The 15,195-nt window shown below is 43.3% G+C and carries 15 protein-coding genes; 6 read left to right on the top strand and 9 right to left on the bottom strand.

Annotated elements, in window-relative coordinates; genetic code table 11:
• From H571_RS13860 to H571_RS0101810, 3 genes are all read left to right on the top strand, one after another.
• Positions 1–261: transposase (locus H571_RS13860; protein WP_036217217.1), on the top strand; the 261-nt coding region annotated here is incomplete at its 5' end.
• Between the two features lie 218 nt (positions 262–479).
• Positions 480–1,208, top strand: a complete 729-nt coding sequence (locus H571_RS0101815; RefSeq protein WP_027847812.1) for a hypothetical protein — start codon at positions 480–482, stop codon at positions 1,206–1,208.
• Between the two features lie 98 nt (positions 1,209–1,306).
• Positions 1,307–1,960, top strand: a complete 654-nt coding sequence (locus tag H571_RS0101810) for a competence protein CoiA family protein (RefSeq protein WP_027847811.1) — start codon at positions 1,307–1,309, stop codon at positions 1,958–1,960.
• A 284-nt stretch (positions 1,961–2,244) separates the two neighbouring features.
• Here the strand turns inward: H571_RS0101810 and H571_RS0101805 are convergent, their stop codons facing one another.
• The gene (locus H571_RS0101805) at positions 2,245–4,095 is read right to left on the bottom strand and encodes an ABC transporter ATP-binding protein (protein ID WP_281167260.1); all 1,851 of its coding nucleotides are present in this window, start codon (positions 4,093–4,095) and stop codon (positions 2,245–2,247) included.
• 91 nt (positions 4,096–4,186) lie between these two features.
• Between H571_RS0101805 and H571_RS0101800 the strand changes: the two genes are divergently transcribed.
• On the top strand, positions 4,187–4,390 hold the full coding sequence (locus H571_RS0101800; RefSeq protein WP_027847809.1) for a hypothetical protein: 204 nt from the start codon (positions 4,187–4,189) through the stop codon (positions 4,388–4,390).
• Here the strand turns inward: H571_RS0101800 and parC are convergent.
• Complete coding sequence (gene parC / locus H571_RS0101795; protein ID WP_027847808.1) at positions 4,387–6,648, bottom strand: DNA topoisomerase IV subunit A; 2,262 nt, start codon at positions 6,646–6,648, stop codon at positions 4,387–4,389. The genes H571_RS0101800 and parC overlap by 4 nt on opposite strands.
• A 210-nt stretch (positions 6,649–6,858) precedes the next feature.
• On the opposite strand from parC, the gene H571_RS0101790 reads away from it, so the two are divergent.
• Entirely contained in the window at positions 6,859–7,659 is an 801-nt protein-coding gene (locus H571_RS0101790; RefSeq protein WP_027847807.1) for a nuclease-related domain-containing protein, read from the top strand.
• A 14-nt stretch (positions 7,660–7,673) separates the two neighbouring features.
• Here H571_RS0101790 and parE read toward each other — a convergent pair whose 3' ends face one another.
• The 6 genes from parE to H571_RS13855 all read right to left on the bottom strand — a co-directional run bounded on the left by parE (position 7,674) and on the right by H571_RS13855 (position 13,760).
• Entirely contained in the window at positions 7,674–9,572 is a 1,899-nt protein-coding gene (parE, locus tag H571_RS0101785) for a DNA topoisomerase IV subunit B (RefSeq protein WP_027847806.1), read from the bottom strand.
• 3 nt (positions 9,573–9,575) lie between these two features.
• A complete protein-coding gene (locus H571_RS0101780) occupies positions 9,576–10,505 on the bottom strand; it encodes an SPFH domain-containing protein (protein ID WP_027847805.1) in 930 nt (309 codons plus the stop codon).
• A 19-nt stretch (positions 10,506–10,524) separates the two neighbouring features.
• Complete coding sequence (locus tag H571_RS0101775; RefSeq protein WP_027847804.1) at positions 10,525–10,983, bottom strand: NfeD family protein; 459 nt, start codon at positions 10,981–10,983, stop codon at positions 10,525–10,527.
• A 150-nt stretch (positions 10,984–11,133) separates the two neighbouring features.
• Complete coding sequence (gene groL, locus H571_RS0101770) at positions 11,134–12,789, bottom strand: chaperonin GroEL (protein WP_027847803.1); 1,656 nt, start codon at positions 12,787–12,789, stop codon at positions 11,134–11,136.
• Between the two features lie 60 nt (positions 12,790–12,849).
• A complete protein-coding gene (locus H571_RS0101765) occupies positions 12,850–13,137 on the bottom strand; it encodes a co-chaperone GroES (protein WP_027847802.1) in 288 nt (95 codons plus the stop codon).
• Positions 13,138–13,283: 146 nt separating this feature from the next.
• Positions 13,284–13,760 carry an FxsA family protein gene (locus H571_RS13855; RefSeq protein ID WP_051168067.1) on the bottom strand — a complete coding sequence of 159 codons (477 nt, stop codon included), beginning with the start codon at positions 13,758–13,760 and terminating at the stop codon, positions 13,284–13,286.
• 220 nt (positions 13,761–13,980) lie between these two features.
• On the opposite strand from H571_RS13855, the gene H571_RS0101755 reads away from it, so the two are divergent.
• The gene (locus tag H571_RS0101755; RefSeq protein ID WP_027847801.1) at positions 13,981–14,742 is read left to right on the top strand and encodes an SDR family oxidoreductase; all 762 of its coding nucleotides are present in this window, start codon (positions 13,981–13,983) and stop codon (positions 14,740–14,742) included.
• Positions 14,743–14,800: 58 nt separating this feature from the next.
• On the opposite strand, the gene H571_RS0101750 is transcribed toward H571_RS0101755, so the two are convergent.
• Positions 14,801–15,127, bottom strand: coding sequence for a ComEA family DNA-binding protein (locus H571_RS0101750; protein ID WP_036217082.1), 327 nt, complete (start codon positions 15,125–15,127; stop codon positions 14,801–14,803).
• Positions 15,128–15,195: the final 68 nt, after the last annotated feature.

The following is a 15,195-nucleotide window of genomic DNA, read 5'->3' as shown; positions in this document are numbered from 1 at the left end:
CAAGTCAGCTTCCCATTAAATGGAAAAAGAGCAGCCAACTACACTGACTGGATGAAACACCGTGTGGATAACCCCCTAGGAAAAGCCGTTTATGCTCACCGCATGTCCGTTGTTGAACCAGTGTTTGGCAATATCGGTACCAATAAACGGTTGAACCGCTTTAGCCTGAGGGGGAAAACTAAGGTACAAGGCCAGTGGCAACTCTTTTGCTTGGTACACAATGTTGAGAAACTGGCACGTTATGGCAAGCTGAGTCAATAAAAGGGCTGATTAGCCCATAGAATGAGCCTAGAACAACGTATAAGTAGAAAGTTATTAGAAGCCAGCAGCAAAAAGCTAGAAATACATGGAATAAATAAGTTGTCTACTAAAATTGGCAACAAAATATAAATAACAGAAAACGAGCTGTTGGTGGGAAAAGCTGGCTGAAAACAGGTTTTTCTACAGCCTCGTTATGTGTTCTGAATAGGAGGTGACTAATGGCGGCAGGTGGAACAAAAATATATTGCCCACGTTGCAACTCCTTTGCTGTATGTAAGGCGGTATCACCTACTAAAATAGGGAAACCGAAAGCTCAACGATGGACCCGGACTGATTATAGAGATATAGCTTGGTTTCGAAGAGGAAGAACTTGTTTAAGCTGTGATCACAATTTTTTAACCGCAGAGGTCGAAGAAGCTTTCATTGAAGAATTGGTTGAGCTTAGAAGGCGATTGGCAAAGAAACAAAGTTTGGTTGTAAATAAGCTAAAAAGACAATCGCCCTGGTTGAAGAGAGAGGAAACCATACCTTTAGCAATTGCTGAGAGTTTTATAAGGAATACAGCTTGGTGGATAGGTCATCCATCTGGCCCAGTGCATGCACCAAAGCATGCGGAAAGAATTTATAAATCTCACCACGGTTGGGCAATTGATTTTGGTGCAAACACCTTTTTGGTGGGAAAAGCGATAGAACGTTGTAGAAATAAAATAAACGAATTCTTTGAGCAAGCTGCGAAAGGTCAATTGCCATTAAAATCAGATGTAAAAAATGCACTCAAACACCAAGTTAGTGGTGCTGTAGCAAATAATGACGGTTATGAATATTCTGGGTACTATCCAATCGAAAGCCGTGACTTGGTTTTTGGTACTCAGTCAATAGATGTAGAAGATGCAGCTAATTTTATAATCAGAGAGTCAGGCATCGAGGAGTTGTTAATTGACACATAACAAGGCAAATTCACTCGGACGGCAAAAAGCGCCGCTCCTTCGTCGCTCTGCTTTTTTCCTCCGGTGATTTGCAGCGTTAGGGGTAGGAGACCCTGCAAATGAATGTATATGCTTACCATCCAAATGACCCGACAAAAAAACCAGTACATATTGATAATTGGGTAGTTGAATACGGCACAAATACTGATGGTTGCTGCCGCATATGTGGCACAGAAGTTTATGTTAAGGGCGATAAGTCACAAAAACAGACGCACTTTGCACACTACAGAGACTCTGGTTGTCCAACTGTTGTAGAGAACCATAAGCCATATGATCACTTTAAGAATCTTCCGAGAGATCCTGCCCTAGCAGAATCAGCAAAAGAGTGGACATTTCAAAATATTGAAAGCATATACGAAAAGCTAAAGAAATTTGTCAAAGCTCTCACATGGCTAGAGTTGCACTCTTTACTTGAGACAGCGCGACGTGAAGATATTTGGTCGCTAAAAGGTATGCCTCATGATTACATTCCTTATGTTTTATTAACCTGCACAACGAAATTCGAAGCAAATAAAAAGTTTGGTAGAACAAAATCCTGCTTTTTTGTTCTTGAGCCATCACCCGAGAGTAATGAGTTTTGGAATTCTGAAGGCCTACAAAAACGGTATATCTGGGAAATAACACTTCCAAGTAAAGATGTAGCCCACCATGAAATTAAGCTTGAAACACCAGAACCATGGTATATGAAGAGAGTTCATGAGCTATTATCTTAATCTCCCTAACAACAGCGCAGGCACAACCGCCCACTTCGTGAGCTGGACCTCCAAATCGCTGCGCGGTTTTCCGGCCTGTGCTGCGGGCGTTCAGGTTGTAGAAAAACCTCTTTAATTATGGTTTGATTGGATTTTCAGATAATGAGGGCATTAGGATGGCTCGATTCAAGCATTACGACTATAACCAGCTGACGATGGTGTTGATTAATTATCTGGAACAGCTTCAGCTTGGCACTTTTGAATTAGACCAGAACAAGTTATCTACTTTGTGTGCCTCTTAAAATTTAACGGTAACCACTGGCTTGTAGGTTAAATAGCTGGGCGTAGCGTTGGTTTAATTGCATCAGCTCTTGGTGGTTACCTTCTTCTAAAATTTTCCCTTGGTTAATCAGCACAATTTGGTCTGCCATACGCACTGTAGAAAAACGGTGCGAAATTAAAATCGCCATTTTATTCAGTGTGTGGCTTCTAAAGTAATCAAACATTTGGGCTTCGGCTTCGGCATCCATCGCTGAGGTGGGTTCATCTAAGACTAGAATATCGGCTTTTTCACGCATAAAAGCCCGTGATAAAGCTATTTTTTGCCACTGTCCACCGGAAAGCTCTTGCCCACCTTTAAACCAGCGACCTAGCTGAGTTTGGTAACCCTCTGGTATACGTTGAATAAAATCATCTGCCATGCCTGCTTTGGCTGCTTTATGCCAGCGTTGTTCATCTTCAAAAGCACTAATGTCCCCTATGCCAATATTTTCACCCACAAGAAATTGGTAGCGAACAAAATCTTGAAAAATAACACCTACCCTTTGGCGAAGTATTTGGGGATTCCAGTCTTTAAGGTCACTGCCATCGAGCAAGACACGCCCTTGGTTAGGATCATACAAACGGGTCAGTAATTTAATTAAGGTGGTTTTTCCTGAACCATTTTCGCCTACCAAAGCAAGACTTTCACCAGGCTTTATATGCAGGTTAATATTTTCTAAAGCAGCTTTAGTCGCACCTGGGTAGGTAAAGCTTACGCCTTCAAAACGTAAACCATCACCTGGCAGAGCGCCCACTGTAAGGTCACCTGATTCATTAGGAACGGGTTGTTCTAAGTATTCATATAAATTAGAAAGGTAGAGGTTGTCCTCATACATGCCGCTTACCGAAGTTAAGCTGGCGCTAACCGCTGTTTGCCCCTGCTTAAAAACTAGCAGGTACATGGTCATATCACCTAGGGTAATTTTGCCTATTACCGTTTCAAAAATAACCCAAGCATAGGCAGCATAAAAGGTAAGTGTACCCAACAAGCCTAGAATAAAGCCCCAAGTTTCACGGCGAAGAATAAGTAGGCGGTTTTCTATAAAGAGCTTGTCAAAAATAGTTTTATAGCGACCTAATAATAGATCACCTAATTGAAATAGTTTCACTTCTTTAATGGTGTCTTCCCTTGCAAGAAGCGTTTCTAAATACAACTGAGTGCGGGTTTCTTGGGAGCGAAAACGAAAAATTTGAAATGCATCGCCAGAGAATTTAGTTTCAGCAATAAAGACAGGGAGTGCTCCAATAAAAAGTAGCAACATTACCCAAGGCGAAAACTGAATAAGCAAGAAGGCAAAGCCCATTAGAGCAATGCCGTTTTGTAACAGGCTAAAGGTTTTGTTCACCAAAGCTAAAGGGCGGGTAGAAGCTTCGCGTCTAGCGCGGGTGAGCTTGTCATAAAACTCTGAATCTTCAAACTGGTCTAAAGCGAGGGTTTGCGCTTTTTCAAGAATCATTACATTCACCTTTTGCCCTAATAAACCCCTTAATAAGGCTTGGTGAGCTGTTATGGCCCTTTGCGCTGCACTTAAACAAGTAAGAATGAGTGCTTCTAAAAGCACGTAGTTAAGTAGTGGTTGGTATTCAACTAGGCCAGTGGTTTGGTAAACCTGCATGGCCATTAGCACTGCATCAACAATTAGCTTGCCTAAATAGGCGGCAACCGCTGGCAGACCACCAACTAAAACGGTCAGAAGCATTAGACCAAGGGTAAGGCGTTGTGAGGTTAACCAAACCAGGTTAATTGCACGACGGGTATAACGAAACACACCTAAGAAGTGCTGTAATTCGCCTTGTTCTTTAGTTTTGTCAGAAGAATTGCTGGAAGCTAACACTCAAAAACCTCAAAAAATATTAAAGCCTAGTATATAAAATACCTTGGGCTTGTTAGAGTAGTATAAATAGTTAAACAAGAGCGGAGTCAGTATGGATATTTCAGGTGTAAGTCCAGAACTATTAGTTAGAGCCACTTTGCAGCAGCGTGACACCCAAGCTCATTTAGAGGCTCAGGTGGGTTTGCTTAAAGATGCTCACGAAACACAAAGTAATGCCATTATGTCTTTAATTGCATCTGTCCCCGCGCCGCAACCCGATGGCAGTTTGGGGAACAATGTAGATTTAATGATTTAAGACGCGTCTTTTTCCATTAGATCAACCTTTTGGAAGCCGCGAGGTAGTTTACTACCGCGGCGACCTCTCTCACCTAAGTAATGATCTAAATCAGCAGCTTTCAAAGTTAAGGTTCGCTTACCCGAAGTGATTTTTAAGCGATCTTCTGCAGTTAAAACCACCAAAGCTTTAACATATTCTTCCCGACTCGCTGAACGGCGAAAAGGAATATCGAGTATTTTGTTGCCCTTACCCTTGCTTAGTTGGGGTAGCTCACTTAGTGGAAAAACCAATAAGCGCCCTTCATTAGAAACGGCCGCAATTTTTAGTTCATCTAAAGGTGCAGCTGGCAGCAGTTGAGGTTGCATTACTTCGGTTCCTGTTGGAACATTCAACAAGCCTTTACCTGCTTTATTCTTGCTGGCCATATCGCCAAGGGTGGTTATAAACCCATAACCAGCATCAGAGGCTACAAGCACTTGCTGTTCTTCCTGTCCTATTAGCATACCCCTAAACTCTGAACCCGCTGGCGGGTTAATGCGGCTACTTAAGGGCTCACCTTGACCACGTGCCGAAGGTAGATCATGGGCAGTAACTGCATAGCTTCGCCCCGTGTCATCCATTACGACTAGCTGCTGGTTAGACTTACCTCTGGCTGCTAAAAAGAACTGGTCGCCACTTTTATAACTTAAACTGGTTGGGTCAACTTCATGGCCTTTGGCAGAGCGTATCCAGCCCATACGAGAAAGGACTAGGGTGACAGCTTCAGAGCCGATTAAATCTAATTCTGAAAAAGCTTTGGCTTCCTTGCGTTCAACTAGTTTGCAGCGTCGCTCGTCACCAAAGGTTTCTGCATCATCTTTTAACTCTTTAGCAATTAAGTTACTCAGTTTTTTATCGCTACCTAAAAGCTCGTTTAATTTTTTGCGCTCAGCTTCTAGCTCGCTTTCTTCGCCTCTAATTTTTTGTTCTTCTAAACGAGCTAAATGGCGTAGCTTTAAATCTAGAATGGCATCTGCTTGACGATCACTTAACCCAAAGCTTTGGATTAGTTCTTTTTTAGGCTCGTCTTCTTCACGAATAATACGAATAACTTCATCTAGGTTAAGGTAAGCAATTAACAAACCAGCCAAGAGGTGTAGACGATCTTCTACCTTATTAAGGCGACTTTGTAGGCGATTAATAACCGTTGTACGACGGAATACCAACCACTCATTAAGTAGTGTATTTAAGGGTTTAACCTGTGGGCGACCATCTAAACCAATAATGTTGAAGTTAACACGGTGGTTTTTTTCAAGGTCAGTGGTAGCAAAAAGGTGTGCCATTAGTGGCTCTATATCAACCCGATTAGAGCGAGGTACTAACACTAGGCGAACGGCATTTTCGTGATCTGATTCATCACGCAGGTCGGCTAGCAGTGGTAATTTTTTGGCCTGCATTTGGGCGGCTATTTGTTCCAATACTTTGCTGGGTGAAACTTGATGCGGCAAGGCTTGAATAACAATTTCGCCTTCTTCTAAATGCCAAGTTGCACGGCTTTTAACTGTACCACGCCCAGTAGCATAGATTTTATGCAGGTCTTCTGCTGAGGTAATTATATCGGCACCGGTAGGAAAGTCGGGTGCTGGAATAAACTGCATTAAGTCACTAATGCTTGCCTTAGGGTTTTTTAACAGATGAAGGGTTGCTTGAACCACTTCTTTTACGTTGTGAGGCGGCATATCGGTTGCCATACCCACCGCTATACCGCTACCACCGTTTAATAAAATATGTGGTAGGCGTGCAGGTAAAACTTCTGGCTCATCCATAGTGCCATCAAAGTTAGGAACCCAATTAACCGTACCCTGACCTAACTCTTTTAAGAGCACTTCAGAAAAACGTGCTAAACGTGATTCGGTATAACGCATGGCGGCAAAAGATTTAGGGTCATCAGGGCTACCCCAGTTGCCTTGCCCATCAACCAACGGATAGCGGTAACTAAAGTCCTGCGCCATAAGCACCATGGCCTCGTAACAGGCTGAGTCACCGTGAGGGTGAAACTTACCTAGTACATCACCCACGGTACGAGCGGATTTTTTATACTTAGCAGTAGCGGATAGCCCTAATTCACTCATGGCATAAACAATGCGCCGTTGCACTGGCTTTAGGCCATCGCCAATATGAGGTAAAGCGCGGTCGAGAATGACATACATGGAGTAGTCTAAGTAGGCTTTTTCCGTGTACTGACTCAGACTCTGGCGCTCAAAGTTGTCATCGACAAACTCGCTATAGCTAGTCATTAAGTATTAGTCCTTCTATCCAAATTGGAGCGCTAGTGTAACCCGAAGCGGGAGGAGTGCAAAATAATAAGCTGATTAAATATACAGATCTTTAGTCGATAGCTGGAGTAAAGATTGTTTCCTTCTGTTGCAGTGGCTATCGGTTAGCTAGGTCACTGGTTATAATCAGTTCAATATTGGTTGCTAAACCTGCAGTCAGGGAGACTTGTAATGATTTTAAAAGACTATGTGCACCGCCCAGATGCTGATTCTCGCTCAGAAGAAACCTGTGCGGAAGCAGCAACACGCCTACGTAATGCCTTTAAAAACAATGAAGATGTATTGTTGTTAAATGATATTCGTATGCCTTTTGATGAAGAACGCACCATCAATGTTGACCATGTTGTTTTGCATAGCTATGGCATTACGCTGATTAGTAGTCGGGCAATTTATGGCAAAATTGAGGTTAACTACCGAGGTGAGTGGAGCAGGAATGTTAAGGGTAGAGAAATTGCCATGCAAAACCCTGTGGAACTCTACAAGCACCTTAGTAAAAATTTACGAGATGATTTAAGTCAAAATTTAGACATTCTACTGACACGTAGCAAAGGAAGTCAGCGTACCTTCGAAAATATGCCCATTGATGTGTTGTTTATTCAGGCACTTAAAAGCACCATTATTGGTACGGGCATTAATCAGTCGAATATTATTTTTGTAGAAGCTTTAACGCAAAGCATTAACCGTACTTTTGTGGCTTATAAAAAGCGTGAGTTTCAAATGTACGGTGGTTTAGATACGTTTAAAATTTCTCAGTCAGATATGTACGCTATAGCCAACTTCTTGATGGGTAATGAAATTGACCGTAGTAGCTACCCAGATTCTGATGAGCAAACTTCCAACCAAGTGAGTGTGCCTGCAACTGTTGGTCGCCCCGGCATTATTCGTGCGTATAGCACTTTGCCTGTAAAAATAATTAAAGGCAGAGACATTAAGCCAGGTAAAAAGTCGCAACAGCAGCCAACGTCAGAATAACAACTAGCTGAGGTTTATACCTCAGCTAGGTCACCTTTTGATTCCAACCAGTTTTTACGATCAGGAGAGCGCTTTTTAGCTAAAAGCATATCGAGCAGTTCCATTGCTTGGTCACCCTCTTCACGCACCAGCTGTACTAAACGGCGAGTTTCTGGTGCCATGGTTGTTTCACGTAATTGCGAAGGGTTCATTTCACCCAAGCCTTTAAAACGCTGTACGTTTATTTTGGCTTTACGGCCACTTAAACGATCTAAAACTGCATCTTTTTCACTCTCATCTAGCGCATAAAACACCTCTTTACCGCAATCAATGCGGTAGAGGGGTGGCATGGCAACAAAGACATGGCCGTTATCAACTAAAGCAGGGAAGTGACGTAAAAATAAAGCACAAATTAGCGTGGCTATGTGCAGGCCGTCTGAGTCAGCATCGGCAAGAATACAAATTTTACCATAGCGTAAACCGCTTAAATCTTCTGAACCTGGGTCCATGCCAATAGCAACGGCTATGTCATGTACTTCTTGTGAGGCTAGAATTTCTGATGAATCAACTTCCCAGGTGTTAAGAATTTTACCTCTTAACGGCAAGATAGCCTGAAAGATTCTATCTCTTGCTTGCTTGGCTGAACCACCAGCGGAATCGCCTTCCACTAAAAATAGTTCACTACGGGCTGTGTCAGGACCGGTACAATCGGCTAGTTTGCCGGGCAAGGCTGGGCCTTGAGTAATTTTTTTACGGACTACTTTTTTAGCCGCTCTTAAACGTTGATTAGTACGGCTAAGTACCAGTTCGGCAAGGCGTTCGGCATCTAAGGTGTGCTGATTCAGCCAGAGTGAGAAGGCATCTTTGATAACGCCACTAATAAAGGTTGCACTTTGGCGAGACGATAAGCGTTCTTTGGTTTGCCCAGAAAATTGCGGGTCTTGCATTTTTAGTGACAAAACATAGCTACAGTCGTGCCACAAGTCTTCGGGTGCAAGTTTAACGCCCCGTGGCAGTAGGTTGCGGTATTCACAAAAATCACGCAAGGCATCTAATAAGCCACTGCGTAGACCATTAACATGAGTTCCGCCTTGGGCTGTGGGGATTAAGTTGACATAGCTTTCTTGGGTTAGCTCGCCGCCTTCTGGATACCAAACTATCGCCCAGTCAACCGCTTCATGCTTGGCTTTAAAACTACCCTGAAAAGGGGTGGCGGGTAGGGTTTCCCAACCGTGGCAAGCCTGCTGTAAATAATCACTTAAACCGTCGCTGTACAACCATTCTAGCTTTAAGCTTTCGCCAGTTTTTGGGTCTTTTTCTTGTTCGTTAATAAAAATAACAGTAAGGCCAGGGCAAAGAACAGCCTTGGCTCTTAGTAGGTGCTTGAGCCGTGTTGTTGCATAGCGAGGGCTATCAAAATACTTGGCTTCGGCAGTAAACCTAACTTCTGTGCCTGTGTCTTTTTTAGCGCAGTTGCCTATCACTTCAAGCTCACTGGTTTTTTCGCCTTTAGCAAAGGTAATGCGGCTAATTTTGCCATCACGGCGAACAATCACTTCAAGGTTTTCTGATAGGGCGTTTACTACCGAAACACCAACACCATGCAAACCACCCGAAAACTCATAGTTGCTGTTAGAAAATTTACCGCCTGCATGTAGCTGGGTAAGAATTAGCTCAACACCTGAAACACCATGTTCTGGGTGAAGATCTATGGGCATACCCCGACCATTGTCTCGTACACTGATAGCGTTATCAGCGTGCAGGGTAACAGTAACTAGGTTGGCATGGCCTGCTAGGGCTTCATCAATACTGTTGTCTATCACTTCTTGCGCTAGGTGATTAGGGCGAGTGGTATCTGTGTACATGCCTGGACGTTTGCGAACTGGGTCTAGGCCGGTAAGCACTTCTATTGCGCGAGCATCGTATTGTGTCATGGCTTATTTTGTGGCTTTTGCTTGAAGAATTGTATTTAAACCAGCTACTGCACCACCAATATTGGCCAGCTCAGCAGGGATAATCATGGTGTTGTTTGTTTTGGCTAGGTTGCCAAACTCTTTTACGTATTGTTCGGCAATGCGTAGGTTCATGGCTTCATGCCCACCTTCTTCTTTAATGGCTAGGGCTATTTTTTGCAGACCTTCTGCGGTAGCACTGGCAATCAATTCAATTTCTTTAGCACGCCCTTCGGCTTCATTAATTTGCTTTTGTTTTTCTGCCTCTGACATATTAATAACTTCTTGTTTGTGACCTTCAGAAACGTTAATCATAGATTGGCGCTCACCCTCTGATTTGGCGATGGCGGCACGCCTTTCTCGTTCGGCACGCATTTGCTGCTCTAGGGCATCTTTAATGCTGGCAGGTAGTTCTATATCAGAAATTTCGTAACGTAATACTTTTATACCCCAAGGTGCCGCAGCTTCATCGAGTGCTCTAACCACTTCTTCGTTAATTTTGCTGCGTTCTTCAAAGGTTTTATCTAGGTCGGTTTGGCCTATAACAGAACGCATGGTTGTTTGCGCTAGCTGAGAGGCTGCATAACGGTAATTATTAATACCGTAGCTGGCTTTATGGGCATCAATCACTTGAATGTACATCACGCCGTTAATGCCCACTTGAATGTTGTCTTTGGTCACACAAGCCTGACGCTCAACATCTATAACTTCTTCTTTTAGCGTGTGTTGGTAGGCTACCTTGTCAATAAAAGGGACGAGTAGATGGAAGCCAGAATCTAGGGTGCGACTGAATTTACCTAATCTTTCTATTACAAAATTACTGCGCTGAGGAACAATACGTGCCGTTTTTAAGATGGTGATTATGACAAAGAGTGCAATACCTAAGGCTAAAATTGTACCGAAATCGAAATTCATAAAAAATCCTTATTAAGCTTTAATTTGAAGGGCTGGTGCTTTTTTTGCGGGTAACGTAAAGCGCTATACCTTCATTGTGGGTAATCCAAGCGGTATCGCCGGAACTTAAAGCTTCTTCACTGTAAGCTGTCCATTGTACGCCATTTAGCTCTACTCGACCTGCGCCCTGCTCAAAGCTAGTCACAACTTTAACGCGCTGACCTATGGCTTGTTGTAAAAAGTCTGAGTGTTGGTTTTTTTGGATAGTGTCGCCGACAAAAAGTGTTTTAAGTCGACGACGTGCAATCACTAGGCTAAGTAGACTAATACCACTGAATACTAACAGTTGTAGTGTTAGGCTGTTAATAATACCTAGGTAAAGTAAAGCGCCGGTTGCTAGGGCACCTAAGCCAAGAAACACAGCCACTATGCTGGTAGCAACGAGTTCAGACAGAATTAAAAAGATACCTAAAATTATCCAAACGAGAGATGGTGTCATTAAGGCCTCTATAAAGCTAGGGAAGGAGCTGTCTATTCTGCCACAGCTAGGCATTAGTTGCTGAGACTTGCATTCAAATAAAAAACCCCGATTTTTACATCGGGGTTTTGTTTAGCGCTTAGCGCTGGTAAAGCTTAGGGTTGCTAGGGGTTACATCATACCGCCCATGCCACCCATACCGCCCATGCCACCCATATCGCCCATGCCACCGCCAGCAGCTGGGTTTTCTTCAGGGTGATCTGCAACCATGCACTGGGTAGTAATCATTAGACCACCAACCGAGGCTGCAGACTGTAGTGCAGTACGTGTAACTTTAGCTGGGTCAAGTACACCCATTTCTACTAGGTCACCGTAAATACCGGTTTGGGCATTGTAACCAAAGTTACCTGTGCCTTCTTTAACCTTAGCAACCACAACAGACGCTTCTTCGCCAGCGTTAGTAACGATTTGACGTAGGGGTGCTTCCATTGCACGGAGAGCAATTGCAATACCGTGGTTCTGGTCTTCGTTGTCGCCTTTAACTGCTTTAACTGCTTCAAGAATACGAATTAAAGCAGTACCACCGCCAGGTACAACACCTTCTTCAACTGCTGCACGGGTAGAGTGAAGCGCATCTTCAACGCGGGCTTTCTTCTCTTTCATTTCCATTTCAGAAGCAGCACCGATGCGAATAACAGCAACACCACCAGCTAATTTAGCTAGGCGCTCTTGTAGTTTTTCACGGTCGTAGTCAGAAGTAGTGTCTTCCATTTGTGCACGAATTTGCTTAACGCGTGATTCGATATCATCTTGGCTACCCGCACCATCAATAATGGTGGTTGATTCTTTGGTTAGCACTGCGCGCTTAGCTGTACCTAGGTGTTCGATAGTTGCTTCTTCTAGGTTTAGGCCAACTTCTTCAGAAATAACGGTAGCGTTAGTTAAGATAGCGATGTCTTGTAGCATTGCTTTACGACGATCACCAAAACCAGGCGCTTTAGCTGCAGCAACTTTAACAATGCCGCGCATGTTGTTAACAACCAGCGTTGCCATTGCTTCGCCTTCGATATCTTCAGCAATAATTAGCAAAGGCTTGCCGCTTTTAGCAGTTGCTTCTAATACTGGCAATAGCTCACGGATGTTAGAGATTTTTTTGTCAACTAGCAGGATGTAGGGGTCTTCCATTTCGGCAGACATATTATCCTGATTGTTTACAAAGTAAGGTGAGATATAACCACGGTCGAACTGCATACCTTCAACCACTTCTAGCTCGTCTTCAAAGCCACGGCCTTCATCAACGGTGATTACGCCTTCTTTGCCGACTCTTTCCATTGCATTAGCAATGATTTCACCAATACGTGTATCACCATTCGCAGAGATAGTACCTACTTGGGCAATAGACTTGGTGTCTGAGCAAGGCTTAGCTAATTTTTTAATTTCTTCAACGGCTACGGTTACCGCTTTGTCGATACCGCGCTTAAGGTCCATTGGGTTCATACCCGCAGTAACAACCTTAAAGCCTTCGTTAACGATGGCTTGTGCCAAAACGGTTGCAGTCGTAGTACCGTCACCCGCTTCATCAGAGGCTTTGGAGGCTACTTCTTTAACCATTTGTGCGCCCATGTTTTCGAACTTGTCTTTTAGTTCGATTTCACGCGCAACGGATACACCATCTTTAGTAACGGTAGGTGAACCATAAGACTTGTCTAGTACAACATTACGACCCTTAGGACCTAGGGTGGTTTTTACTGCATCGGCTAGAATATTTACACCGGTAACCATGCGCTTACGAGCGTCATCACCGAAACGTACATCTTTAGCTGCCATTTTCGTTTCCTGTTCTTAAATAACTGTATTGGATAGAGAGGGGTGTGGGGTAAAAAGCACTTAGCTTTCTAGTACACCGAAAATTTCGCTTTCGTTCAGGATCAGTAGTTCTTCACCATCAATTTTGATAGTGCTGCCTGCGTAGCTGCCAAAAATGACCTTATCACCGGCCTTGACTGACAGTGGACGCAGCTGACCATCAACAAAGCGACCTTCACCTATAGCAACAACTTCACCTTGCTGAGGCTTTTCTTTTGCACTGCCTGGCAAAACAATGCCGCCAGGGGTGGTGGTTTCTTCTTCCATACGACGAACGACTACGCGATCGTGCAAAGGACGGATTTTCATTGCTGAATGTCTCCTGATTGGTCAACTTGTTGTTTAAGCATTGTGCTTGTTTTTACTTGCCTTTCCGGCTAGCCGGATTGCCTGCTCTTTTTTAGAACAGGCAGAAATTATGTTGCAGGTCTTAAATGGGGATGAAGAAAAAAATTTCAAGGTTCCTTGTCATCTTTTCTTTGATATTCCCCTTCAAGAATTTGTCCTGAACCTTCTAGGTTGTCTTGCTGCTGAGTTTTACTCCTAGATTTGTAGTAATAACTCTGCTGCTCTTGGTAGGTGGTGCCTTGACCTCTGTTTTTCAAGGGGCGAAGTAGTAATTGACGTGTAAACGGAAGTAGAAGAAGTAGCCCTAAAAAATCTGAAATAAAACCAGGTATGAATAGTAGTACACCGGCTAAACCTACTGCGGCTGTTTCTAGAAGAATACCAAGGGTTGCTTCACCTTGGTTTATTTTTTCTCGCATAACCAGCATTAAGCGTTGCCATTCAAGTTGTACTAATACTAGGCCTAGTACTGCAGTAGCAACAATCAGTAATACTGTAGAAAAAGCGCCTGTTTGCTGGCCTACTTGGATCATTAACCAAATTTCTGCTAACGGCCAGACTAATAAAAAGAAGAGTAGTGGCATTTTTTAAGCCTTGTTTTGAAAGGTTGTAAATTAGAGGTGGTGACGCTTGTGTGCTTCTTCAAGTGCACGAATAAATTTTGTTGTTGGTGACGCTTGGGTCAACTATTTTCGTTAAGTTTTACTTTTCTGTTTCGCAACTGCGAGATGATGCGTTATATTGACTAGGACAAGTAAGTATAAGCTAAGTTTTTTATTATTCTAAAAAAGATCGAGGTGATTTATGCAAGTTAAGAACGCAGTCATTGCAATTACTGGTGGAGCACAGGGCTTAGGTCAAGCAATGGCGCTTAATTTAGCTGCGCAGGGTGCAAGGCTTGCACTGATTGACTTGGATGAAGATAAGCTAAAAGCAACACTTGCTTTGGTTAAAGAGGCTGGCGGTGATGGTCATTATTACCTAGCTAACGTTGCTGACGAAGCAGTAGTTGAGAGTACATTTGAGCAGATAGCTAAAGATTTTGGCTCGCTGGATGTGCTAGTGAACAATGCGGGTATTACGCGTGATGGTTTGCTAGTAAAAGCTAAAAATGGCGAAGTTACAGGCAAAATGAGCCTAGCTAACTGGCAGCAGGTAATGGATGTTAACCTAACAGGCGTTTTTCTTTGTGGTCGTGAAGCGGCAGCCCAAATGATTAAGCTAGGTAGCCAGGGCGTTATTATTAATATCTCTTCTATTTCTCGTGCTGGTAACATGGGTCAAACCAACTATGCAGCTGCTAAAGCAGGTGTTGTTGCCATGACAGTTGCTTGGGCTAAAGAGTTGTCTCGTTACGGTATTCGTACGGGTGCCATTGCGCCAGGTTTTGTTGCTACGGATATGGTTTCGGCTATGCCAGAAGAAGTGCTAGGTAAAATTACTGCAGGTATTCCTTTGAAGCGTTTAGGCCAGCCAGATGAAATTGCGCATACTGTACGTTACATAGTAGAGAATGATTACTTCTCAGGCCGTGTTGTAGAGTGTGATGGTGCTTTACGTATTTAAGATTTTTTAGCTAGGCTTCAAAAGCTCACTTCTATCCTGAAGTGAGCTTTTTTTTTGACTAAAAGCTAATTAAAGGCTCTAGGCGTGCTGCGGTTTTTTTACCTATTCCTTTTACTGCTTGTAAGTCTGCTGAGTTGGTAAAATTACCCTGTTGTTTTCGAGCAGTAATAATGGCCTCTGCTTTTGCTGGGCCTATGCCCGGTAGGCTACTTAACTGCTCTGCCGTTGCTTGGTTAATGTTAATGCGAGCGGCTGATTGTTGAAGGGTCTTTTGTTCTTGGTTGTCTGGAGTGGGTTGGCTAGCAGCAAAACTAACACCACTAAAGGCTAGAAGTAGCAATAAAGCACAAATTAGCCCTTTGAATTTGATAGAATTTCCCTGCATCTTTAATTCCTCTTGATTCGTTTTTGAAATTATCAGTCTTTGCTAAACTGACAGTTTTAGCCTAGAAG

The sequence above is a fragment of the Marinospirillum minutulum DSM 6287 genome, from assembly GCF_000422325.1.
In the GTDB taxonomy this organism is placed as follows: Bacteria; Pseudomonadota; Gammaproteobacteria; order Pseudomonadales; family Halomonadaceae; genus Marinospirillum; species Marinospirillum minutulum.
Note: the sequence above shows the minus strand (reverse complement) of the source record. Positions and strands in the feature narration are given on the sequence as shown.

Bases quoted from the DNA above. Each gene is read 5' to 3' on its own strand.
- H571_RS13855 (WP_051168067.1), bottom strand. From the start codon at position 13,760: ATGCCACTACTCTTCTTTTTATTAGTCTGGCCGTTAGCAGAAATTTGG.
- H571_RS0101800 (WP_027847809.1), top strand. From the start codon at position 4,187: ATGGATATTTCAGGTGTAAGTCCAGAACTATTAGTTAGAGCCACTTTG.
- H571_RS0101755 (WP_027847801.1), top strand. From the start codon at position 13,981: ATGCAAGTTAAGAACGCAGTCATTGCAATTACTGGTGGAGCACAGGGC.
- H571_RS0101775 (WP_027847804.1), bottom strand. From the start codon at position 10,983: ATGACACCATCTCTCGTTTGGATAATTTTAGGTATCTTTTTAATTCTG.
- parC (WP_027847808.1), bottom strand. From the start codon at position 6,648: ATGACTAGCTATAGCGAGTTTGTCGATGACAACTTTGAGCGCCAGAGT.
- H571_RS0101750 (WP_036217082.1), bottom strand. From the start codon at position 15,127: ATGCAGGGAAATTCTATCAAATTCAAAGGGCTAATTTGTGCTTTATTG.
- H571_RS0101815 (WP_027847812.1), top strand. From the start codon at position 480: ATGGCGGCAGGTGGAACAAAAATATATTGCCCACGTTGCAACTCCTTT.
- H571_RS0101790 (WP_027847807.1), top strand. From the start codon at position 6,859: ATGATTTTAAAAGACTATGTGCACCGCCCAGATGCTGATTCTCGCTCA.
- H571_RS0101780 (WP_027847805.1), bottom strand. From the start codon at position 10,505: ATGAATTTCGATTTCGGTACAATTTTAGCCTTAGGTATTGCACTCTTT.
- H571_RS0101765 (WP_027847802.1), bottom strand. From the start codon at position 13,137: ATGAAAATCCGTCCTTTGCACGATCGCGTAGTCGTTCGTCGTATGGAA.
- parE (WP_027847806.1), bottom strand. From the start codon at position 9,572: ATGACACAATACGATGCTCGCGCAATAGAAGTGCTTACCGGCCTAGAC.
- H571_RS0101810 (WP_027847811.1), top strand. From the start codon at position 1,307: ATGAATGTATATGCTTACCATCCAAATGACCCGACAAAAAAACCAGTA.
- groL (WP_027847803.1), bottom strand. From the start codon at position 12,789: ATGGCAGCTAAAGATGTACGTTTCGGTGATGACGCTCGTAAGCGCATG.